Source organism: Salipiger bermudensis, assembly GCF_020171625.1.
In the GTDB taxonomy this organism is placed as follows: Bacteria; Pseudomonadota; Alphaproteobacteria; order Rhodobacterales; family Rhodobacteraceae; genus Salipiger; species Salipiger bermudensis_B.
The window spans coordinates 1-20,252 of record NZ_JAIUZY010000007.1 but is presented as its reverse complement, the minus strand read 5'-3'; the positions used below and the strand labels follow the sequence as shown (position 1 = coordinate 20,252).

Below are 20,252 nucleotides of genomic sequence, written 5' to 3'. Positions count from 1 at the left end.
TTGCCGGCCGACCTGACAGCTTATAGAGCAAATTCTCGACCACTATCCCAGTGGATAGGGACCAGCACTATTGGTAAATTATTTGACGATTCCGTCGCCAATACGCGCATCAAGGCAGGGTTCCGTGCCGGCCTCCCGGCGTTTCATGGACTGGGTCCGTTCGACCGTTCGCTACCGTCTGTGGACCTTCGGGCGGAGCGCAGAGAATGACCGCTTCGAGCCCGTTGCGGACGTTCGCCTAGACCCTCATCAAATCCTATCGTACCGAAAATTAGCCGTTAAGATGCTTGGTAGAGCTGTATCAAGCGACTGGTACTTTCATGATGACCAATCAGATCTACCATCTGCTGCCCGTTTTCGCGGCCTACTTGATCGCGATAGCAAGCCCTGGACCGAGCACATTGGCGATCATGGGGGTTGCCATGCACCAAGGACGCCCACGTGCAGTTGCTTTGGCCCTTGGCGTGGTAACGGGCAGCCTCTTCTGGGCCGTTCTTGCAGCGAGTGGCATCTCCACCGCGCTCACCGCTTACGCCGAAGCAATTTTCGCCATCAAGGTCGCTGGCGGCCTGTATCTGCTCTATCTAGCATGGAAATCTGCGCGTTCAGCGTTGGCGCGTGGGTCTGGTCAGACGGCTATGATCCCCTTGGCAGGAAAATGGGCGCTCTATTGCAAGGGCATGGTGCTTCATCTCTCAAATCCGAAGGCCGTGTTGGGATGGATAGCAATTATGTCCTTAGGGCTGCGTCCTGACGCGCCGTCCTACACGATCCCAATCATGATGGCGGGCTGCGCTGTGTTGGGTATGATCGTCAATGTTGGCTATGCCCTGATCTTCTCGACCAGCGTCATGGGGCGCGCTTACCAAAAAGCGCGCCGTGTGATCGAGGGGATGTTCGCAGCGATCTTCGGGTATGCGGGCATCCGACTGCTACTCTCAAGGCCGTAGGTTCACCGCCACTCGGAATGTCTGCAACGTCCGCACTCCGGACCTTGAAGCGATACGAGGCCGACGTCTGCGCACGGCCCTTCGTGCCGGGGTTACTGGATCGGTTCAATCTCGCGCACATCAGCCTCGTGCGTGAGCAAGATGGTGTCGCTGTCGGGATACGCGAAGCGGACGCTGTTGCCGCCCGCATGCTCTACCCAATGCGCGGGCTTGCCGTTGACCTCGATCTCTCGCCCGAAGCCGGCCGGCATCTTCACTTCGGTGATCGCGGGGCGCATCTGCAAGAACCGCTTGAAGGTGATCGCGGCGTTTGCTGGCTGCATAGCCCGGAAGGCGCGCGCCCGCGCTTGGCTCTTGTTCTTCGCGTAGAAGAAGGCCGCGCCATAGCCAGCGACCAGAACCTCGTGCCGCTTCAAGATGAATGCCATATCGGCCTCCGGCGTTTTCTGGACTGGAACCGTTCGACCGCTCGGAGAGCTTTAGCGACATGCGTTCCATGTGCTGCTTGATGCCATGTGCCGAAAGAATGGCGGTTTGCCCATCGATCACGCTGTATTACGCAAAGTCTGGCAGGACATCTGCCACCCCGTCGAACACAGGTGCAAAACGACTTAGCAGCGTGCGCATGGCGCGCCCAATCTCTTCACTGTCCTGCGCATCCTTGATCTCGACGATATTGCCCTTGAGGAATTTCGAATAGCGCTTGTTTGGAGCTGTCGCCGTCCGCTGGAAGCCCGTTTTCGGTAGCTTCGCCGCCGTGATCTTGTCGATCAGTGCGGTTCTGGCTTTCCGATCCTTAATCGGTCCGACCTCGGAGTAGAGGCGCAGTGTCCCGCCCCCATCTTCATTCGTGAAGAGCTGCATCCAGCAGGCAAGCGGATGGCCAGACCAATAGTTCTCGCAACCCTCCAGGTGTATATTTTCCTTCCCTATCGCGTCGGACCAGGCTTTCGGGAAGAAGCAGACGGTGTCCGTGCTGTTCCAGTAGAAAAGCACCTCGAACCCTTCGACCTCGGTCACCGAGCCTCGCTCCGACTGCTCTCCAAACACCGCTTCGACGGCGAACGTGAAATCGGTTTCTTCGCCGTGCTCCCAGATGAAATCAAGCGCCTTGCGATGCGTGCGATAGAGATCGCGCGCCAACTTCTCCATCTCGGTCCGTTCCTTGCTCATGCCCGAGGCCTCCTGAATGATGTCGATGTAGTGGCGCACGAAAGTTGCAACGTCGGCATCCACGGTTTGCGCTTCGCGGGCCAGGATCGCAGGCAGTATCTCGCAGAGCGCCTGATATTGGATTGGCGCAAATGAGGGGTCGGCCGGATCTTCGTCGTGCAGTGTGAGGAAGATCCCGCGCACGTGCGGTATCTCGTCATGCCCCTCGTAGATCTCGCGCGCGCGCCCTGCGTATTTCGCCAGCTGCCCCTCGTGCTGCCGAGCGTGAAACTTGTTCTCGACTATGACGGCGCAACTCAGCCGGGGCAAAAGGATGAAGATGTCGATGTCTTGCCACTCGCGCCGCACTACCGCATCGCGCAGATCCGCCTGGGCGATCTGCAGCGCGCTTGGCTGGCCGTCTTCTCTGCGACCTTGGAAAGCGGCGCATAGGAAGGCCCGAAGTATCTTGTCACCAAAACCGTGGCTTTCCTGCGGATTTAGCAACCAGGCAAGAATCGCTGAATGGCGGATCTCCTGGTGCTGCATTCCCATCACCCGGATCGGGTTGAACCGGTTAAGATACGCCTCGAGCTGATGGAGATCGTCATTGTTGACGAACAGCGCCTCGAAGGCGCTTTCGCCCATCGGCTCTTCTCGCTCGGTGTTGGTCTGCAACGCTTCCTCCGTACAGGCTTTTTTCTGAAACTGCTCTGCCGCATGAAACCCGACCGGCCACGGATCGTCGACCCAGTTCCGCAGCTCTTGGAGAAATAAATCTGGTTGCGCGCCGCAATGCCCGGATCACCGAACCGGTGATCTTGGGATCAGTTGGACTTGGGGTTGCAGCGCGGGCACGGTTGTCCGCGCCGGTTCTCGGTTATGGTCCAGCGATCCTCGATCCAGCCGGTGTCGTGATCGCAGGCGCGACACTGAAAACGGATCATCCCGTCGCCAGCATCGACGACGCGCATGCGGACAAGAAATCTGTCGCGCGGGATCTCGCTCTTATCGAACAGCATCGGTGCCTCCGGACCTACTTAATTATCAAATACAGTAAGAGAGCGCATTGATCGAAGTAAGACGTTTGCTTATCAAATACAGAAAGCAGACAGAAAGCGGCGGCGAATGAGCGACGGTAAGGAAGCAGGGCACTTCAATGGGAAGTGGGCCATCATCACGGTGAACGAGCGCCTGCCGTCTCGGGGCGAACAGATCGCCCGCGCCCGCGCGTGGGGCGTTACGGAATCGATGCTCGGGATGCGCGACGTTTCCGCGCTGATCGTGGATGACGTGACCGGCAAGCGCACCACCAACTGGCCGGGGCTGCTGAAAGAGCGGGCTGCGTTCCTCGACACGATGGGAGCGCTTCTACCCGCTGGAGATCAAGTTTTCTTCGCCACGCCGCTCTGCATCGGCTTTTCACCGGCTCACGCGCGGCAAGTGATTGAGCGGCTTTGGTCTTGCGGTATGCTGGTCTACGTCCACACGGTGCGCGGCAACGGATCGGCGCTCTATGCCGAGGGTGACGATATCACCGACCTGCTCGACATGGTGGCTGCCGAGCAGAACGCCGCGAACGTCCGCAAGTCACGGAACAAGATCTGAGGGGTGAAGATGGCTGAATATCAGAAGGGTGACGCCTCGAAGTGGCCAGACAGCAAGCTGCACATGCGTCTCGCGCAGGCTGCTGTTGTTCCTAAGATCGTGACTGACAGTCCGACCGAATTCGGTGAGATCCATGCAGTTCTGCAACGACGCCAGCGCAACGCGCAGTGGCGGTTGGCAATAGGCGTGGCGCTGCTCTCTGCAGTCATCGGCATCGCGAGCGCAGGCTTCCAAGAGCTGATGGGGTGGAATGATCGGGACGGTAGTTCGGGCGAGGTGGCTCAGGAAAGTGGATCCAACTGAGGAGCGAGGGCAGGGCGAAGAAGACGATCAAAGCGCGCAGTGGGGAGTATACTGCGTCATGTCTTGGGGTGAAAAGCGGCTTCTCGGTCGCGTGTTCGGATGGATGGGCGCTATCTCGTTCTTCTTGCCTTGTAGCGTGGCCGACTTGATGACACAGCTTGATCCAGCGTCTCGACAAGTCTGTTCAGATTGTTTGTGAACGTGCGGACATGTAGGTTCCTGGTTTCCCAGTAAACCTCGTCCACGCACTCAACGAGGTCATCTGTGTTAATGGATAGCCAGTCCCAGCAATCCTCAAACTCACTATCTCTGAGATGGTTTAGGTCTCTGTTTAGATCCTGCACATAACGGGCCGTTCTCTCAAACATGAATGAAAAGTCAGTTTCGACAGTGTTTGATTCCCATCGAAATATTTCAATCTGCAAATCTTTGAGGCGGTCGATGTGCTTTGAAATCGGATTCTTTACTGTCTCGAAGAACTGATCCCGCTTGTCACGGGCGGATGAACGTCTTTCAGAGAGGAGCCATTGCGCAAAAGAGAAAACAAAAGCAAGAAGGGCAGAGATCGCGGATACAATCGCTGCCCAGTCTAAGCCAGGAGTTTGACACTCGCCGCAGATATTAGTGTCTCTCTACTTCGGATCGAAGTGTCAAACGTTGAATTCCGATTTCGAAGTCATCCTGAAGAAAGGGCTTGAGCCTTGAGAAGTCCAGTCGCGCGCTAAGCGCGGCAGGGCCTATCCTCTTCATCGTCTCACCCAAAAAGCCCTGAACAAACGACGGCGAGATCGTCTCCAAGTGCTGCGGAGCGACGATCGTCAGCGGCTCGCTTCCGGAAACCTCCAGCTCATCCAGCTTGTAGAACTCACTCGCCGCGACGCCACGGATATGGCCTGCGAGTACCTTCGAGTTCGCCTTGGTCAGCGAACCTAGATCAATCTCTACCATCATGTGTTCTCTCTAAGTAGTCAGGATCGAACTCAAAGCACATAGTCACAAGCGTGCCGGCGAGCTCAGTCTCAAGTTCCACAATGGACTCGCTACGCGGCGGCATGACACTACTATGCTCATCATTCAACCAGATATTGAAAGGCTTGCCTACACTGGCTGTGACTGCACTGTCACACTCGTCCCTACTCAAATGGAGGCAGGTGTGGCCAGAAACAACCGCCAGTCTAGCGAAAACGTCCGGGTTCTCATGGCCTGCTAGGTCGGCAAACACGCCAATAATGTCGCTAAAACCGGTGCCTCCACGCTGTTCCTCGTGTGCCTTCCGGTCCCTGCTAACAAAATCTTGTAGTGCATAGACCGTTCGCAAGTGCTGATCGGCATGCTTCATGGTAGGGTACGTTGATTGATGTTTCGTTACGTACTCTTCCATTTTTGTTCTGGTGGCAGCGTCACAGTTACGTACTGTCTCGGAAATGGGCGAACCAACACTAAGGAAGGCGATCTGGCACTGGAAGCGCCGCTCTGATTCGGTGTCCGTCACGGACATGAAGCCGGTCATCATCCAGTCGCCATCGTTCTCGTAGTCTGGGCGCGCGTGCCGCTCGGCGTTGTCCAGAGTTTCTGCGACCAATCTGAGCACGTTTCTCCGGCCATCACGGTTCAGGTTCTGTTGTGCGCATTCAGTCAGCCAAGTGTTGATCGCGTCGCAGAGATCCGTGGCGACTTCTTCGGCATCCTGCGGATCGAGGAACTGGGTGGACGAGGTACTAGTTCCTGCTGGCCGACGAGCGCGAAGAGGGAACGCCCAGACTTCCGATGAAATCCGATCCGGATCAGGCGTTGGTAAGCTCATTCGCAGAGCATTCGTCATCTCTAGTGCAGTTATAACCTCGATCAATTCATCGGAAATGGCACCCCCAGTGAAGATTGCTGCCATTTGTTGCCGCATGACAGCCAGTATCAACCAAGCGCCTATGTCGCAGCATACGAGATCTCGAAAGTGAATTTGCGACGAGTACACGCTTGCTTCATGCTCCGCAATCTCTCGCAGCGTCTCGATTGTGCCGTTAGGATTGGTTAGGAAGGAGAAGTCCTTCACTTCCACCTGGGACTTTCGCTTGTACTTAATGCGCTGGAACATCGGAACCCAGTTCGAGCTTCTCTCTGCGACAAAGCTGTCGAGAAGTATCGAAGGCTTTCTTTGCGCAATCAGAGCGCGCTTGAGAGATTGAGTGTCGTACTCAGTATCTCTACCACGTTTTGCTTGAACTATAAGGCGCCGTGATAGGCGTTTTGCAAGACTTCTAGACGCGCGAGATGCCGACCTTTGGCGTGCCGAGGCATTTCTGGAGATCGGTCGAATAATTCTACGTCTCAGCAAGAATGCCATGACCCTAGCATTTTGGACATCTTCACGCTTATTAGGAGGAAAACTTACGTCAAGCTGATCCAGGCTTAGTAGGTCATCTACTTCATCGATGTGCCAATTGGCCATTGTTTGCGCCCCACATTGCTCGGAGTGGAACGCTATTCAAGTTTCATAAAAGGTCCATCCGTAGCGTCTCTAGCGCGAATCTGATGTGATCTGCAACTGCTGGCTGTGCGCTCTGGTCGCCTTTCAGATTCCTTCAAGCTGTACTGGAGCATCGGGCGGGGGGTATGTGGTTAATGATAGCCTTTTTGCCCCACCCCGAAGCTCTGGCGCATCGGCCAGCCGGTCCGCGAGGATGCGGCGGGGAACAGGCTGGTAACCTGGTGGTGCGCCGGCCCGGTCGCATTCGCGGCCGAGCATAAATAGGAGCGAGGCGTGGCGCCGTGGCTGATCCAATTCCCGAATGAATGGTGGCTATGGTCGATGCTGGCCGCGCGCCACCGGCCAATTCTAACCCTGATCCGCGGTGCGCCGTGGGAGGATGTCCAGTAAAGGAGCGCTGGCATGTTCGTTTGGGTCTGGTTGATAATCGGTGCGGGGATGATTGCTTGGGAGGTTGGCAAACGGACAGGTGGACCTGTCGTGGTGCTCGGGTTAGTCCTTGCGCTGTTTGTCCTCCCTGGGTTGGCCTTCTTTTTCGGGCTAGTCTGAGATAGCAGATCTGTGCCGCCGCAGGAGCGCGATATGACGTTTTTTCAACTACTTCGCGATGCTGGCATTGATCCGCATGGCGACGACCACAAGTCCACGCCGTTTGTGACCGAGGTCGCGACGAGGACCGCCGAGATCATCCGAGACACGCGCAACGGCGATCTCTGGCACCTCGACATGACCGATGATGCTCCGGACGGCGATGGCTTGCACGATGCGCCTGCTCGCAAGGCTTCGGAGGAGGAAGTCGAGGAGCTGCACCGCCAGCGCAGCCGGGAAGGCGCCCCAAGTATGCGCGGGTTCGCTGATTTCGAGCGCGAGAAGCGTAAGATCTGACAGGGGAGCGAGGCGATGCTGCCGACGATTGCGAAGCACTACGGTTCGACCGGAGAAGCGTGGCCGCCAGGCTCCTACTGGATCATCGAGTGCGTCTGTCCAGGCGGCGCGCGGCTATTCTGGATGGATGACTACGATCAGCTTGGCCGCACCGGGTGGAGCTACGTCGCCGCTTTCGGTGCGGGCTTTGGCTCGCGAGAGGAGGCCGAGGCCGCATTTCAACAGAGGGGCCGGCTCATGGTCGAGGGTGGCGAGATCGTCTCCTGCGAGCTTGAGTGGGCGGAGTTCAAATAGGAGAGTAACGAAGTGCTGTATACGTGGGAAATTATTGCCGTGGCGGTCTTGGCCGGCTTCGGTGTTCGAGTGGGTTGGGGCGCGGCTGATGCCGCTGGAGCCGCATTTCTATCGCTGTTTCGATATTTCTGCCGCGCGCGGGCGAGGTAGGAGAGAACGATGCCTGAGATCAAGATTGTCGAACGGCCTCTGGAAAGTTCTGCTGAGCGTTGGTCATGCACGATTTCAGATGAATCCGGTACAGAGCACGTCGGAAGAGGCAAGCTCCAGAGTGAGGCTCTCCTGATCGCTTCTGCATCGTGGTATGCTGACCAAAGTTCTACGCGGTGAATATGCCGGTTGCATACGTTCGGTGACGCCGCGAGGGCGCAAACCATGCTTCACGACTTCGACGCCCTGCGCAGCGCGATCCGGCCCGCACGATAGCGTGGTGACCGAGACGGCGTGGGGGCGATGTGCAGATCAACTGAGCCCGGTCACCAGGCGCGAGTTTGAGGAGCAAGGCGATGACCGAACCATTTTTTATAGCCCAGACTTTCGATCCATATGTGGTCGGTGACGAGGCGGCTTCGTGGGCTTGGTTTGATTTGCGCGCCAAAGAGGCGGACGCCGAGGGTGGCACGTTCTCGCGGTTCACGGTCAGCGATGCTGGCGACGGCCTTTTGTTCGAGTGCTGGAAGGAACGCCCCGTAGATCAGGGGGAGCCGCGTTGGAAGATCCAAGAAGCCAAATAGGAGGGCTAGGCGATGGCGCCAAGAGGAGCAGCTCCCCTCCGCTGTTCAAATTGCGGTTGGAGGACGAGAAGGCGTCTGGAACGCGGCAGTAAGCCGTGCACGAAATGTGGAGGGCGTCTGGTCCTGGATGTTCCGGAAGAAGATCAAGGGGCGATTATCGGGATAGTGGTCATTGCACTGATCTTCATGGCGGCGGCCGCGTTCTTCATCGAAAGTGTTAAATAGGAGGGGAGGGGAAATGCCGATCTTAGAAAATCACGCTAAGCGGGTCTCTGGGCTGGCAAGAATGGCAGCGATTGAATGTGAGGGGGATGCCGTCGCGGCCTTTGCTAGCTTAATCGACGCGGCGACGGCCTTGGCACTGTCAGCCGGCATCGAGCCCGCCACGGCACCAGAGCGGCTCTGGCAAAATTTCCGTCTTGTGAAGCAGTCAAGTTAGAAGCGCCATGCGCCGCGGACACTACGCGCTGCTAACCTGCGCCTGCGGGCGCGACAGCACCATCATGATGGCCGTCCTGCCGCGCGAGGATCGGGACGCGACCGGGTGGGTGATGACCGACGCAGCGCTGGCCCGGCTCCGGTGCTCGAGGTGCGGGCGGGTAGGGCGACCGGAGGAGGTTCGGTTCGGCTGGTCGGCTGGATTCGGAGGGTCCAGTTCGCTTGTAAGTAGTTGATTTCATATGGACCAGTGAGCAGGTATCGTGGTCCACATCGTCCTTGAATTTACTGCATTTTTTGCAATTTTTGGTAGGCCCGGAGGGACTCGAACCCCCAACCAAGGCGTTATGAGCGCCCTGCTCTAACCAATTGAGCTACAGGCCCACCGTGACGCTCTCCGTAGCATTCCCGCCACCGGGGTCAAGCATTTCGCGCCCGGCTGGCAGGGCCGGTGGGCTCGGCGCGGTCGAACGATACCAGCCGCCTGGCCATGGCTCACTGCCGCCCATTCCTCACGGTTGCTCATGCCTCGCGGCTGACCATGTCTCACGCTGGGCAGCGCCGTGGACCTGCTCGGGGGCGTGTAACCGCGCCCGGGGGCGTGATCAGCGACGTTATGGGCGATATCGCCGACCGACTGCTCCGCCCCCCGCATCGTCCCGCGCCGCCCGCTGCGTGGCGGCGCCAAGCCCCAGAGACCCAAGCTCGGCGTCGGCTCAGAGCGTGAACTCCGCCGCGACCGCGCCGGTGAGCTCGGGCAGGCGGTGCGCCTCGAGGGCGAAGACGTGGCGCGGGGTTCCGGCGGCGGCCCAGATGGTGGTGAACTCCAGCAGCCGCGGGTCGATCCACGCCCGGATCGGATTGAGATGCCCCACCGGCGAGACACCGCCAATGGCAAAGCCGGTCTGGCTCCGGATCAGCGTCGCATCCGCCTTGCCCAGAGGCTCGCCCGCCAGCGCCGAGGCCTTCTCGGCGCAGACCTTGTTGCCGCCGGCGGTCAGGAACAGCACCGCCTCGCCACTGGTTTCGGCGCGGAAGATGATCGACTTGGCGATCTGGTCGATCTCGCAGCCGACGCTGTCGGCGGCCTCCTGCGCGGTACGGGCCTGTCCGACCTCGCGGATCTCCGGGGTCAGCCCCGCGTCTTCCAGTGCTGCGCGGACGCGCTTGAGGCTCTTGCTCATGGGGGTCTCCTGTTCTTGACGGGCCGGTTAGAGCGCGTCGCGCGCCGGGCTGCAAGCGCAGGGCATTGCGCAATCCCGCCGCGCTCCGCCATATAGGCGGCATGACCTTTGCTTCCCGCATCACCCGCCTGCCGCGCCCCTTCGAGCCAGAACTTGGCGCCGAGGCGCTTGCCGCCACGCCCTGGGCCGAGGGCGATATCGCCACGCTGATCGAGGGCGCCGGCAGCACCAGCCCCTATCTTCAGGGCCTCATCCGCAAGGAAGCCGGCTGGCTGCAAGCCGCGCTCGACGATCCCGACGCGGCGCTGCCGGCGCTTCTGGAAGAGCTCGACGCCGGGGTGCCCGATGAGGTCGACGGGGCGCTGCGGCAGGCCAAGCGCCGCGTGGCGCTTCTGGCGGGGCTGTCGGACCTTGCAGGCGTCTGGACGCTTGAGGAGGTGACCGGCGCGCTGACGCGCTTTGCCGATGTCGCGGTGCAGAAGGCGCTGCAGGCGGCGATCGCGCGCGAGATCCGGCGCGGCAAGCTGCCCGGCGCGAGCGAGGACGACATCCCGACTGCCGGCGGCATGGTGGTTCTGGCGATGGGCAAGATGGGCGCGTTCGAGCTCAACTACAGCTCCGATATCGACCTGATCTGCCTGTTCGACGAGACCCGTTTCGAGCGCGACGATTTCCACGAGGCCCGCAGCGCCTTCGTCCGCGCCACGCGGCGCATGTCTGGCAGCCTCGGCGATCTGACCGGCGAGGGCTACGTCTTTCGCACCGACCTGCGGCTGCGCCCCGACCCGGCGGTGACGCCGGTCTGCATCTCGATGGAGGCGGCCGAGCGCTACTACGAAAGCCTTGGCCGGGCCTGGGAGCGCGCCGCCTATATCAAGGCGCGGCCCTGCGCCGGGGACGTCGCGGCGGGCGAGCGCTTTCTCGAGACGCTGCGCCCCTTCGTGTGGCGCCGGCATCTGGATTTCGCCGCCATCCAAGACGCGCATGACATGCGGCTGCGCTACCGCGACAAGCACGGGCACGGGGCGATCACCCTGCCGGGGCACGACATGAAGCTGGGCCGCGGCGGGATCCGCGAGATCGAGTTCTTCACCCAGACCCGCCAGATCATCGCCGGCGGGCGCGATCCGGAGCTGCGGGTGCGTGGCACGGTCGACGGGCTTCGGGTGCTGACCGAGACCGGCTGGGTGCCGCAGAGCGTCACCGAGAAACTTACCGAGCATTACCGCGCCCATCGCGAGATCGAGCATCGGGTGCAGATGCTGCGCGACGCCCAGACCCACCAGCTGCCCAGCTCGGAGGCCGAGTTCGAGCGGCTGGCGGCGCTTTGCGGCCGCGACCGCGCCGAGCTCGAGCAGGACCTGAAGCGCCGGCTCGAGGAGGTGCACGAGCTCACCGAGGGGTTCTTCGCACCCGACGCGCCCTGCGAGGCGGACGTGCCCGACGAGATCGAGCGCAGCGAACTGGTGGCGCGCTGGCCGAACTACCCGGCCTTGCGCTCGGGCCGGGCGGTCGAGATCTTCAAGCGGCTCAAGCCCGAGATCCTCGGACGGCTGGCCAAGGCCGCAAAGCCGCAGGAGGCGCTTTCGGCCTTCGACGGCTTCCTCGCAGGGCTTCCGGCGGGGGTGCAGCTGTTCTCGCTGTTCGAGGCCAATCCGCAGCTCATCGACCTGCTGATCGACATCGTCTCGACCTCGCCGGATCTGGCGCGGCACCTGTCGCGCAATTCCAGCGTCTTCGATGCGGTGATCGGCGGCGATTTCTTCAGCCCGTGGCCCGGGGCTGCCGCGCTCACCGCCGAGCTGAAGGACGTGCTTGCGCGCGAGGACGATTACGAGACCCGGCTCGACATGGCGCGGCGCTGGCAGAAGGAATGGCACTTCCGCGCCGGGGTGCACCTGCTGCGCGGCCTCAGCGAGCCGGAGGAGGCGGGCGAGCATTACGCCGACCTTGCCGAAGCGTCGCTGGCCGCCGTCCTGCCGGTGGTGCAGGCCGAGTTCGCCCGCAAGCATGGCCCCGCGCCGGGGCGCGGCACGGTGGTGGTGGGCATGGGCTCGCTCGGGGCGCGGCGGCTGCACGCGCTCTCGGATCTCGACCTGATCTCGATTTACGATCCCGACGGGGTCGAGGCCTCGGACGGACGGCGCCCGCTGCCCACGCGGCAATACTACTCGCGGCTGACACAGGCCGCGATCACCGCGATGACCGCGCCGATGGCGGAGGGCAAGCTCTACGAGATCGACATGCGTCTGCGGCCCTCGGGAAATCAGGGGCCGGTGGCGACCTCGCTGGAGTCGTTCCGCAGCTACCAGAGTGACCAGGCGTGGGTCTGGGAGCATCTCGCGCTGACCCGGGCCCGGGTCGTCGCCGGCCCCGCCGCGCTGGCCGAGGATGTCGAGGCGTTGCGCGCCAAGCTGCTCGCCGGCCCGCCGCCGCGCGACAAGGTGCTGGCAGAGCTTGCGTCGATGCGGGCGCGCATCGCGGCGGCGAAGGGGCAGGGCGCGGTCTGGGATCCCAAGATCGGGCGCGGCCGGATGCAGGACATCGAGCTGACCGCGCAGGCCGGGGCGCTGCTCTCGGGGCAGGCGCCGCGGCGCACCACGCGCGGGCTTGCCATGGCGGCGCGCGAGGGCTGGCTCAGCAAGGCGGATGCCGACCACCTCGCCGCCACCTACCGGCTGTGCTGGAGCCTGCAGATCGGCGCCCGCCTGATTGCCGAGGGCGCGCTCGACCCGACCGAGCTTGGCGCCGGGGGCTGCGCCTTCCTGACCCGTCTGACCGGGACGGACGGCCCCGACGCGCTGCGCGAGAAGCTCACCGAGATGACCGCGCGCGCCGCCGATATCATCGACGCCGCCCTGCCGGCGCCCGAGACTTGACGCAGCGCGATATGAAGCGACGGACCGCCGAGGTTTCCGTGAGCCCGCGGCGTTGACGGCCTAACGAGTGCGGACTGCCGGTCGGTCTTGGTCGGGCGCGGCCCTTGGCTGCGACGGCAAAGGCGCGCCCGCTGAGTGACGTGCGGTTCAAGTGCCACGCCCGGGCGCGCCACGCGATGACCGCGGTGCCGCGTCAGGGCCAGGAGCGCCGCGCGGGCGGGGAGGCCCCTCTCTCCGGCGTGACCGAGCGGCACACCCGACCGGGTCCGCGACCAAGGAAGCCCTTGCCCCGCGCCTCGCGATGCGCTTCGCTGGCCGGACCCGACGGAGAGGACCCCGGCGCCCGCGCGATGCCGGTGAGAGCAGAGGCGAGATGCCCGAATACGTGCCCATTGCGCTGCCGGAGAACCCGCGGCTCGCGCAGAACATCATCCATTTCGCCCGCGCGCTCCGGCGGGCCGGGCTGCCGGTGGGGCCGGGCCGGGTGATCGACGCGATCCGCGCCGTGGCGGCGGCGGGCTTCACCGACCGGATGGACTTCTACTGGACGCTGCACGCCTGCTTCGTGAACCGCCCCGAGCATCGCGTTGTCTTCGCCCAAGTCTTCCGGCTGTACTGGCGCGATCCGCGCTACCTCGAGCACATGATGTCGATGATGCTGCCGGCGGTGCGCGGCGTTCAGGAGGAGAAGGTTGCTCAATCCGCCGAGAAGCGTGCCGCGCAGGCGCTGCTGGGCGACCAGATGCCCGAAATCCCGCAGCCCGAAGGCGAGGAGGAGGCGACGAGGATCGAGGTCGACAGCTCCTTCACCCTGTCGGCCGAGGAAAAGCTCAAGACGCTGGATTTCGAGCAGATGTCGACCGAGGAGATCGCCGAGGCCAAGCGCATGATCGCGCGGCTCACGCTGCCGGTGAAACCGATCCCCTCCCGCCGGGGCATCGCGGCGCATGCCGGGCGGCGCATCGACTGGCGCCGCACCCTGCGCGGCTCCATGCGGCAGGGGGGAGAGCTGCGTGAGCTGTCCTATCTCAAGCCGCGTCCGCGCTGGCCCAACCTCGTTGTGCTCTGCGACATCTCGGGCTCGATGTCGCAATATTCCCGCATGGTGCTGCATTTCCTGCACGCGGTGGCCAACGAAAAGGGCGCCGGCTGGGCCAGGGTCCACGCCTTCACCTTCGGCACGCGGCTGACCAACATCACCCGCCATCTCGCGACGCGCGACGTGGATGCGGCGCTGAAATCCGCCGGGGCCGAGGCGCAGGACTGGCAGGGCGGTACCCGCATCGGCCAGTGCCTGCATGCCTTCAACCGCGACTGGTCGCGCCGGGTCATGGGGCAGGGCGCGGTGGTGTTGCTGATCACCGACGGGCTCGACCGCGACGATGCCGGCGCGCTGGCCCACGAGATGGAGCGGCTGCATCTTTCGGCGCGTCGGCTGATCTGGCTGAACCCGCTGCTGCGCTGGGACGGTTTCGCACCAAAGGCCGCCGGCATTCGCGCCATGCTACCCCATGTCGACAGCTTCCGCGCCGGGCATTCGATCCGCTCGCTCGAGGAGTTGGCCGCGGCGCTCTCGCGCCTCGACGATGCCGGCGAGAAGGCGCGCCTGATGGCGGCGCTCTGACCGGCGACTGCCCGGATCGGCGGCGTTCTGCCTGCGCATTGAACAAAACCCGTGCTTCCGCGTTGTGACTTTCAAACCGCCCCCCTTCACGGCGGTCCGGAGGAAAGGACGCACAATGACTAAACCGCTTCTGAGAACCACCACGGCTCTGGTGATGATGGCCAGCCTGACACTGCCGGCTGTCGCGCAAGGGATCGACGGCATGACGCCGAAGGAGATCCTGAAAGGCGCCCGAGACGGGTCGCTCGACGTGGGGTTCGAGACGGACAACCTCAACCGCCAAGAGGTGGTGGCCGAACTGAAGCGGCTGCAGGCGCTGTGCGAGACCGGTGAGACCGCCGAGGGCGTAAACTGCGAGCGCGTGGCCCAGCTGCCCGACGCCGAAACGCTCTTGAATGGCAACGGACAGGGCGCCGCGACCGAAGAGGCCCAGGCGACCGATGCTCAGGAGCAGGACTCGCAGGAACTGAGCGCGCAGGGCAATGCCACGGCAGAGGTCGAGGTTCCGGATGCGACGGCAGACGCGCCTGCCGCCGAGGCGGACACATCCGCGGCGGAGGAGGCGGAGGCACCCATTGAGGCAGACGCGTCGGACGCGCCTGCCGAGGCACCGGCGACCGAAGCGCAGTCTGGCGAGGCCCAGGGCGCTGCCAACGCAGCTTCGGGTTCCGCGGCTGCCAACGCCGAGACCGAGAGCACCGAAGAACTGACCGACGCACCTGAAGAGGCCGAAGCGCAGGATGCACCTGCCGCTGCAGCAGGTGCCGACGCTCAGGGCGCACCCGCCAGCGCAGAAGGCGCAGGCGCGCAGGATGCACCTGCCGCTGCAGCGGGAGCCGACGCGCAGGCCGGCGACACCGAGCAGGCCGGCGACACCGAAGGGGCTGACGAGCTGCGCGAGGCACTCGAAGAGGCTGAAACTCAGCCCGCACCTGATGAAGCGCCGACCGCCGAGGCCGAGGGCGCAGAGAGCGACGCGCCATCCACCGACGCGCAGTCTGCCGAAACCGAAGGGGCCGACGAACTGCGCGACGCTCTGGAGCAGGCCGGGTCCCAGAACGCGCCTGAAGGAGCGGCGCCCGAGGCCGACGCCGAGAGCGCGGCAGAGGCCGATACGCAGACAGAGACGCAGACCGAGGCCAATGCCGAGGAGTCGAGCCTTGAGGCAGAGCCCGAGGAGGTCTCGGACCAGGAGCAGGCCGATGCCGCCGCGCGCGTGTCACAGCAGCTCGGGGCCGCAGCCGCGGCGCTCGGCCTCGAAGAGGCGGGCGAGCCCGAAGTGGTCGAGGAAGAGGTGTCGGACGAGGACGTGCGCAGCTCGGACGAGGACTTCAGCACCCGCATCGGCGAATCCAACGCGCAGGACCGAGAGCGGGATCGCGCCGACGACGATGACGACGACAACCGCGACGAGATGATCCGCAAGCTCGGCACCGCCGCGGTGGCCGGTCTCGGCGCCGTTGCCCTGAGCAAGATCCTCTCGAACGACGCCAAGGTGGTGGAGAACAGCGGCGACCGCATCGTGGTGGAAGAGAACGGCCAGTACCGCGTGCTGCGCAATGACGACGTGCTCCTGCGCCGTCCCGGCTCGGACGTGACGACCTATCGCTACGACGATGGCTCCACCCGCACCGTCGTCGAGTATCAGGACGGCAACGCGGTCGAGACCGTGAAGGCGGCGGACGGCCGTGTGCTGCGCCGCATCCGCACCCTGCCGGACGGGGAGCAGATCGTGCTCTTCGACGACACGCAGGAAGAGCGGCAGGTGGTTGTCAACGAACTGCCGCAGACGCAGCAGACCCAGCGCCGGATGAACATCCGCGAGGTTGGCGAGGCCGAACTTGCGGCAGCGCTGGCGGCCGATAACGGGACCGACGTGGGCCGGACCTTCTCGCTGAACCAGATCCGCAACATCGACACCGTGCGCCATCTGGTGCCCGAGATCAGCGTCGACTCGATCAATTTCGAGACCGGCTCCGCAGCGATCCGCCCGCAGGAAGCGCAGGCGCTCGCGGCGCTCGGCAACGCGATGAAGAAGGTGATCGCCGACAACCCCGCCGAGGTGTTCCTGATCGAGGGCCACACCGACGCAACCGGCGGCTGGGGCTACAACCTCGCGCTCTCGGATCGTCGTGCGGAATCCGTGGCACTCGCGCTGACCGAGTATTTCGACGTGCCGCCGGAGAACATGGTGCTGCAGGGCTATGGCGAGAGCGATCTCGCCGTCGAGACGCAGACCTCCGAACGCGCCAACCGCCGCGCGGCGGTGCGGCGCATCACGTCGCTGCTTCAGGGCAGCTGAACCTCCGGGCCTGATATGACGACCTGAGACACGGACCGCGGCGCGCTGAAAGGCGCGCCGCGTTGCCTTTGGTGGGGCGGGTCAGTCGGAGGCGTCGCCTTCGCGTGCCGTGAACACCTCTTTCGCGACGGCCAGCGCGTTGAGCGCTGCGGGAAAGCCCGCATAGACCGCCATCTGCATCATCACCTCGACGATCTCTTCGCGCGTCACGCCGACATTCAGCGCGCCATGCACATGCACGCCCAACTGCTTCGGCGCGGTGCCCATGGCCGAGAGCGCCGCCACGGTGGCGAGTTCGCGATCGCGCAGGGAGAGCCCGTCGCGCGCGTAGATGTCGCCGAAGGGGAACTCGAACAGCAGCTCGGCAAAGTCGGGCGCGATGTCCTGCAATCCCGCGATCACCGCCTCGCCGGCGGCGCCGTCGATCTCATTCAGCAGCCTGCGGCCGCGCGCGGCCCGGGTCTCTTGTGTCTGATCTGGCATGGTCTGGTCCTCTCTTTGCTGACATCATCGCCTCGTAGGTGGCGATCTTGGTGTCGAGAACGGACAGGCAGTCCTGCAGCTCTGCCACGCGGGCGGCGACCTCGGCGCGATGCGCCCGCAGCATCTCCGCGCGCTCGGGGGCGGTGGCATCGCCCTCGGCCCGTGCCCGCGCATAGGCCAGCATCTCCGAGATCGACATGCCGGTCGTCCTGAGCCTGTGCAGGAATTCCGCCCAGCGCAGCTCTGCCGCGCCATAGATCCGGTGCCCGGCGCTGTCGCGCAGCGGCGGGTCGATGAGACCGATTTTCTCGTAATAGCGCAGCGTGTCCACCGGGAAACCGGTGGCCCGCGCGAACTCGGCGATCCGCATGACCCGGGCTCCTCTCCGTTCGACGCCTCCCTTGCTAGGGGCTGGAGTGTACTCCAGGTCAAGCGGAAAGTATTGTGAGAAGGACGATGTGCGTAAGGGCGGGCAGGGCGGTGGCCGTGATTTTCTCGCGCTTCGCCTCGGACCGAATGGGCTTCGCCCGTAGACGCCGCAGCCGGTCTCCCGGAGAGATTGCCAGGCCCAGAGGGCCCGAGCCGGCTAGGGCTCCGCCCGTAAACGCTTCAAACGCTCCCCCGGAGCGTTTGCCGGGCCCCAGAAGGGCCCGGACCGGCGTTTACACCATCATCTCCTTGGTGGCCGAGAGGGTGATGTCGGGATAGTCGCGCACCACGCGATCGATGTCCCATTGCAGCCGGGTCATGTAGACCACGTCGCCGTCATTGTCGTGGGCGATGTGCTGCTTGTTGGCATTGACAAATTTCTCCACCGCCGCCTTGTCGCCATGCACCCAGCGCGCCGAGGTGAACTGCGAGGCCTCGAAGCGCACCGGCAGGCCGTATTCCTGCTCGATCCGCGCGCCCAGCACCTCGAACTGCAGCGCCCCCACGACGCCGACGATGTAGCCCGAGCCGATATTCGGCTTGAAGACCTTGGCCGCGCCTTCCTCGGCGAACTGGAACAGTGCCTTCTCGAGGTGCTTGGCCTTCATCGGATCGCCCGCGCGCACGCCCTGCAGAAGCTCCGGCGCGAAGGAGGGGATGCCCGTCACCTTCAGCGCCTCGCCCTCGGTCAGCGTGTCGCCGATGCGCAGCTGGCCGTGGTTGGGGATGCCGATGATGTCGCCGGCCCAGGCCTCTTCGGCAAGCTCGCGGTCGGAGGCGAGGAACAGCACCGGCGCGGTGATGCTCATCGGCTTCTTGGTGCGCACATGGGTGAGCTTCATGCCGCGGTTGAAATGGCCCGAGCTGAGCCGGACAAAGGCCACCCGGTCGCGGTGCTTGGGGTCCATGTTGGCCTGCACTTTGAAGACGAAGCCCGAGACCTTCGTCTCCTCCGGCGAGATCTGCCGCGGCTCGGCGCTGGTGGGCTGCGGCTCGGGCGCGAGGTTGCCGATGCCGTCCATCAGCTCCTTCACGCCGAACGAGTTGATCGCCGAGCCGAACCAGATCGGCGTCATGTGCCCTTCGAGCACCGCCTGCGGGTCGAGCTCGGGCAGCAGCTCGCGGGCCATCTCGATCTCTTCCTTGAGCTGCTCGAGCAGCTCGCCGGGCACATGCTCGGCCAGCTTGGGATCGTCGAGCCCGTCGATCTTGATCGACTCCGCCACCTTGTTGCGGTCGGCCCGGTCCATCAGCTCGAGCCGGTTGCGCAGCATGTCGTAGCAGCCCACGAACTCGCGACCCATGCCGATCGGCCACGAGGCCGGCGTCACGTCGATGGCGAGGTTTTCCTGGATCTCGTCGATTATCTCGAAGACGTCGCGCGCCTCGCGGTCCATCTTGTTGCAGAAGGTCAGGATCGGCAGGTCGCGCAGGCGGCAGACCTCGAACAGCTTCTGGGTCTGGCTTTCCACGCCCTTGGCGCCGTCGATCACCATGATCGCCGCGTCCACCGCCGTGAGCGTGCGGTAGGTGTCTTCCGAGAAGTCCGAGTGGCCCGGCGTGTCGACGAGGTTGTAGCGGAAGTTGCCGTAATCGAAGGACATCGCCGAGGCCGAGACCGAGATCCCGCGCTCCTGCTCCATCTTCATAAAGTCCGACCGCGTGCGCCGCGCTTCGCCCTTGGCGCGCACCTGTCCGGCCATCTGGATGGCGCCGCCATAGAGCAGGAATTTTTCCGTCAGCGTCGTCTTGCCGGCATCCGGGTGCGAGATGATCGCAAAGGTGCGGCGGCGGGCGATTTCCGCGGGAAGCTCGGGGCGGTTTTGGGGCGTGTCCAACATGAGCGGGCATATAACGCCGGCCATGCGCCAAGGGAAGAGCGGCCTGCGCGGAACTCGGACCGCGCCTCGCGGGTTTCGGCTTCAGCACAGGAGGACCTCTCATGCCCGACCCGAGCCTGAAGAACGAGAAACTGTACGAGGATCTGCGCGACAAGGGCATGTCCAAGGAAAAGGCCGCCCGCATCTCGAACGCGCAGGCCAACGACAAGATGCACCCCTCCGAAAAGGGCGGAAAGGCGCCACCCTACGAGGACTGGACGAAGGACGATCTCTACGAGCGTGCGCAGGAGATCGGCATCGATGGCCGCTCCGACATGACCAAGGACGAGCTCATCGAGGCGCTACGCAACCACTGAGCGCCCCCCCCAGTGGCCGCCGCTGCCGCGACCGGGAACAAGGACACAGAGGCGACATCCGGCCTGCCTCCGGCGGGAGTATTTTTGACGAAGAGAAGCCAGGGGCGCAGCGCTTCTGGCTTCTTTGGTTCAAAAATACCTCGGGGGTGAATTGGCGCACAGCGCCAAGAGGGGGCAGAGCCCCCTCTCTTCTCTTTGAAAGTTGCACCTCCGGTCCGACAGCGGCAGCGCCCCCTTCCGGTTCGGATATTCCAGACGCAACAGGCCTTGCGGGCCCTCGAAGCTGCCGCGCTGGCGCTGAATTC

The 20,252-nt window shown here is 63.6% G+C and carries 19 protein-coding genes and 1 tRNA gene; 10 read left to right on the top strand and 10 right to left on the bottom strand.

The genetic code is table 11. The features are described from left to right. Window positions 1–323: 323 nt before the first annotated feature. Window positions 324–950, top strand: a complete 627-nt coding sequence (locus tag LCM15_RS13505) for a LysE family translocator (RefSeq protein ID WP_224857261.1) — start codon at window positions 324–326, stop codon at window positions 948–950. Window positions 951–1,042: 92 nt separating this feature from the next. Here the strand turns inward: LCM15_RS13505 and LCM15_RS13500 are convergent, their stop codons facing one another. The 3 genes from LCM15_RS13500 to LCM15_RS13490 all read right to left on the bottom strand — a co-directional run bounded on the left by LCM15_RS13500 (window position 1,043) and on the right by LCM15_RS13490 (window position 3,124). Further along, window positions 1,043–1,378, bottom strand: coding sequence for a hypothetical protein (locus LCM15_RS13500; protein WP_224857259.1), 336 nt, complete (start codon window positions 1,376–1,378; stop codon window positions 1,043–1,045). Window positions 1,379–1,505: 127 nt separating this feature from the next. Next, entirely contained in the window at window positions 1,506–2,780 is a 1,275-nt protein-coding gene (locus LCM15_RS13495) for a PD-(D/E)XK nuclease family protein (RefSeq protein WP_224857258.1), read from the bottom strand. Window positions 2,781–2,929: 149 nt separating this feature from the next. After that, window positions 2,930–3,124: a hypothetical protein gene (locus tag LCM15_RS13490; protein WP_224857257.1), complete on the bottom strand. Its 195-nt coding sequence runs from the start codon at window positions 3,122–3,124 to the stop codon at window positions 2,930–2,932. A gap of 106 nt (window positions 3,125–3,230) precedes the next feature. Here LCM15_RS13490 and LCM15_RS13485 point away from each other — a divergent pair, with 106 nt between their 5' ends. Then, window positions 3,231–3,710 (top strand): hypothetical protein, encoded by a 480-nt coding sequence (locus LCM15_RS13485; protein ID WP_224857256.1) that lies wholly within the window; start codon window positions 3,231–3,233, stop codon window positions 3,708–3,710. Between the two features lie 9 nt (window positions 3,711–3,719). Beyond that, window positions 3,720–4,013, top strand: a complete 294-nt coding sequence (locus LCM15_RS13480; RefSeq protein ID WP_224857255.1) for a hypothetical protein — start codon at window positions 3,720–3,722, stop codon at window positions 4,011–4,013. A 621-nt stretch (window positions 4,014–4,634) separates the two neighbouring features. On the opposite strand, the gene LCM15_RS13475 is transcribed toward LCM15_RS13480, so the two are convergent. Both LCM15_RS13475 and LCM15_RS13470 read right to left on the bottom strand, forming a co-directional pair. Further along, window positions 4,635–4,964: a hypothetical protein gene (locus LCM15_RS13475; protein WP_224857253.1), complete on the bottom strand. Its 330-nt coding sequence runs from the start codon at window positions 4,962–4,964 to the stop codon at window positions 4,635–4,637. Further along, window positions 4,948–6,105, bottom strand: coding sequence for a hypothetical protein (locus LCM15_RS13470; protein ID WP_224857251.1), 1,158 nt, complete (start codon window positions 6,103–6,105; stop codon window positions 4,948–4,950). Before LCM15_RS13470 ends, LCM15_RS13475 begins: the two co-directional genes overlap by 17 nt. Window positions 6,106–7,080: 975 nt before the next feature. Between LCM15_RS13470 and LCM15_RS13465 the strand changes: the two genes are divergently transcribed. The 3 genes from LCM15_RS13465 to LCM15_RS13455 all read left to right on the top strand — a co-directional run bounded on the left by LCM15_RS13465 (window position 7,081) and on the right by LCM15_RS13455 (window position 8,411). Beyond that, entirely contained in the window at window positions 7,081–7,383 is a 303-nt protein-coding gene (locus LCM15_RS13465; protein WP_224857249.1) for a hypothetical protein, read from the top strand. Between the two features lie 15 nt (window positions 7,384–7,398). Further along, a complete protein-coding gene (locus LCM15_RS13460; protein WP_224857248.1) occupies window positions 7,399–7,677 on the top strand; it encodes a hypothetical protein in 279 nt (92 codons plus the stop codon). Window positions 7,678–8,183: 506 nt separating this feature from the next. Beyond that, window positions 8,184–8,411: a hypothetical protein gene (locus tag LCM15_RS13455; RefSeq protein ID WP_224857247.1), complete on the top strand. Its 228-nt coding sequence runs from the start codon at window positions 8,184–8,186 to the stop codon at window positions 8,409–8,411. 745 nt (window positions 8,412–9,156) lie between these two features. On the opposite strand, the gene LCM15_RS13450 is transcribed toward LCM15_RS13455, so the two are convergent. Both LCM15_RS13450 and LCM15_RS13445 read right to left on the bottom strand, forming a co-directional pair. Further along, a tRNA-Ile gene (locus tag LCM15_RS13450) sits at window positions 9,157–9,233 on the bottom strand. 332 nt (window positions 9,234–9,565) lie between these two features. After that, on the bottom strand, window positions 9,566–10,033 hold the full coding sequence (locus tag LCM15_RS13445; RefSeq protein ID WP_224857246.1) for a YbaK/EbsC family protein: 468 nt from the start codon (window positions 10,031–10,033) through the stop codon (window positions 9,566–9,568). A gap of 101 nt (window positions 10,034–10,134) precedes the next feature. Here LCM15_RS13445 and LCM15_RS13440 point away from each other — a divergent pair, with 101 nt between their 5' ends. The 3 genes from LCM15_RS13440 (at window position 10,135) to LCM15_RS13430 (ending at window position 16,838) form a co-directional block, all read left to right on the top strand. Then, entirely contained in the window at window positions 10,135–12,912 is a 2,778-nt protein-coding gene (locus tag LCM15_RS13440; RefSeq protein ID WP_224857245.1) for a glutamine-synthetase adenylyltransferase, read from the top strand. A gap of 373 nt (window positions 12,913–13,285) precedes the next feature. Next, complete coding sequence (locus tag LCM15_RS13435) at window positions 13,286–14,536, top strand: vWA domain-containing protein (RefSeq protein WP_224857244.1); 1,251 nt, start codon at window positions 13,286–13,288, stop codon at window positions 14,534–14,536. Between the two features lie 115 nt (window positions 14,537–14,651). Next, window positions 14,652–16,838: an OmpA family protein gene (locus LCM15_RS13430; RefSeq protein ID WP_224857243.1), complete on the top strand. Its 2,187-nt coding sequence runs from the start codon at window positions 14,652–14,654 to the stop codon at window positions 16,836–16,838. Between the two features lie 81 nt (window positions 16,839–16,919). Here LCM15_RS13430 and LCM15_RS13425 read toward each other — a convergent pair whose 3' ends face one another. The 3 genes from LCM15_RS13425 to LCM15_RS13415 all read right to left on the bottom strand — a co-directional run bounded on the left by LCM15_RS13425 (window position 16,920) and on the right by LCM15_RS13415 (window position 19,591). After that, complete coding sequence (locus tag LCM15_RS13425; protein WP_224857242.1) at window positions 16,920–17,321, bottom strand: carboxymuconolactone decarboxylase family protein; 402 nt, start codon at window positions 17,319–17,321, stop codon at window positions 16,920–16,922. Further along, window positions 17,266–17,691 (bottom strand): MerR family transcriptional regulator, encoded by a 426-nt coding sequence (locus tag LCM15_RS13420; RefSeq protein ID WP_224857240.1) that lies wholly within the window; start codon window positions 17,689–17,691, stop codon window positions 17,266–17,268. Before LCM15_RS13420 ends, LCM15_RS13425 begins: the two co-directional genes overlap by 56 nt. Before the next feature lie 292 nt (window positions 17,692–17,983). Beyond that, window positions 17,984–19,591 (bottom strand): peptide chain release factor 3, encoded by a 1,608-nt coding sequence (locus tag LCM15_RS13415; protein WP_224857238.1) that lies wholly within the window; start codon window positions 19,589–19,591, stop codon window positions 17,984–17,986. Window positions 19,592–19,692: 101 nt separating this feature from the next. Between LCM15_RS13415 and LCM15_RS13410 the strand changes: the two genes are divergently transcribed. Further along, on the top strand, window positions 19,693–19,947 hold the full coding sequence (locus tag LCM15_RS13410) for a Rho termination factor N-terminal domain-containing protein (protein WP_224857236.1): 255 nt from the start codon (window positions 19,693–19,695) through the stop codon (window positions 19,945–19,947). Window positions 19,948–20,252: the final 305 nt, after the last annotated feature.

Excerpts from the sequence above, each read along its gene's own strand:
- LCM15_RS13460 (WP_224857248.1), top strand. The coding sequence starts at position 7,399 with ATGCTGCCGACGATTGCGAAGCACTACGGTTCGACCGGAGAAGCGTGG.
- LCM15_RS13415 (WP_224857238.1), bottom strand. The coding sequence starts at position 19,591 with ATGTTGGACACGCCCCAAAACCGCCCCGAGCTTCCCGCGGAAATCGCC.
- LCM15_RS13480 (WP_224857255.1), top strand. The coding sequence starts at position 3,720 with ATGGCTGAATATCAGAAGGGTGACGCCTCGAAGTGGCCAGACAGCAAG.
- LCM15_RS13485 (WP_224857256.1), top strand. The coding sequence starts at position 3,231 with ATGAGCGACGGTAAGGAAGCAGGGCACTTCAATGGGAAGTGGGCCATC.
- LCM15_RS13470 (WP_224857251.1), bottom strand. The coding sequence starts at position 6,105 with ATGTTCCAGCGCATTAAGTACAAGCGAAAGTCCCAGGTGGAAGTGAAG.
- LCM15_RS13440 (WP_224857245.1), top strand. The coding sequence starts at position 10,135 with ATGACCTTTGCTTCCCGCATCACCCGCCTGCCGCGCCCCTTCGAGCCA.
- LCM15_RS13465 (WP_224857249.1), top strand. The coding sequence starts at position 7,081 with ATGACGTTTTTTCAACTACTTCGCGATGCTGGCATTGATCCGCATGGC.
- LCM15_RS13420 (WP_224857240.1), bottom strand. The coding sequence starts at position 17,691 with ATGCGGATCGCCGAGTTCGCGCGGGCCACCGGTTTCCCGGTGGACACG.
- LCM15_RS13430 (WP_224857243.1), top strand. The coding sequence starts at position 14,652 with ATGACTAAACCGCTTCTGAGAACCACCACGGCTCTGGTGATGATGGCC.
- LCM15_RS13435 (WP_224857244.1), top strand. The coding sequence starts at position 13,286 with ATGCCCGAATACGTGCCCATTGCGCTGCCGGAGAACCCGCGGCTCGCG.
- LCM15_RS13410 (WP_224857236.1), top strand. The coding sequence starts at position 19,693 with ATGCCCGACCCGAGCCTGAAGAACGAGAAACTGTACGAGGATCTGCGC.
- LCM15_RS13425 (WP_224857242.1), bottom strand. The coding sequence starts at position 17,321 with ATGCCAGATCAGACACAAGAGACCCGGGCCGCGCGCGGCCGCAGGCTG.
- LCM15_RS13490 (WP_224857257.1), bottom strand. The coding sequence starts at position 3,124 with ATGCTGTTCGATAAGAGCGAGATCCCGCGCGACAGATTTCTTGTCCGC.
- LCM15_RS13505 (WP_224857261.1), top strand. The coding sequence starts at position 324 with ATGACCAATCAGATCTACCATCTGCTGCCCGTTTTCGCGGCCTACTTG.
- LCM15_RS13445 (WP_224857246.1), bottom strand. The coding sequence starts at position 10,033 with ATGAGCAAGAGCCTCAAGCGCGTCCGCGCAGCACTGGAAGACGCGGGG.
- LCM15_RS13500 (WP_224857259.1), bottom strand. The coding sequence starts at position 1,378 with ATGGCATTCATCTTGAAGCGGCACGAGGTTCTGGTCGCTGGCTATGGC.
- LCM15_RS13455 (WP_224857247.1), top strand. The coding sequence starts at position 8,184 with ATGACCGAACCATTTTTTATAGCCCAGACTTTCGATCCATATGTGGTC.
- LCM15_RS13475 (WP_224857253.1), bottom strand. The coding sequence starts at position 4,964 with ATGATGGTAGAGATTGATCTAGGTTCGCTGACCAAGGCGAACTCGAAG.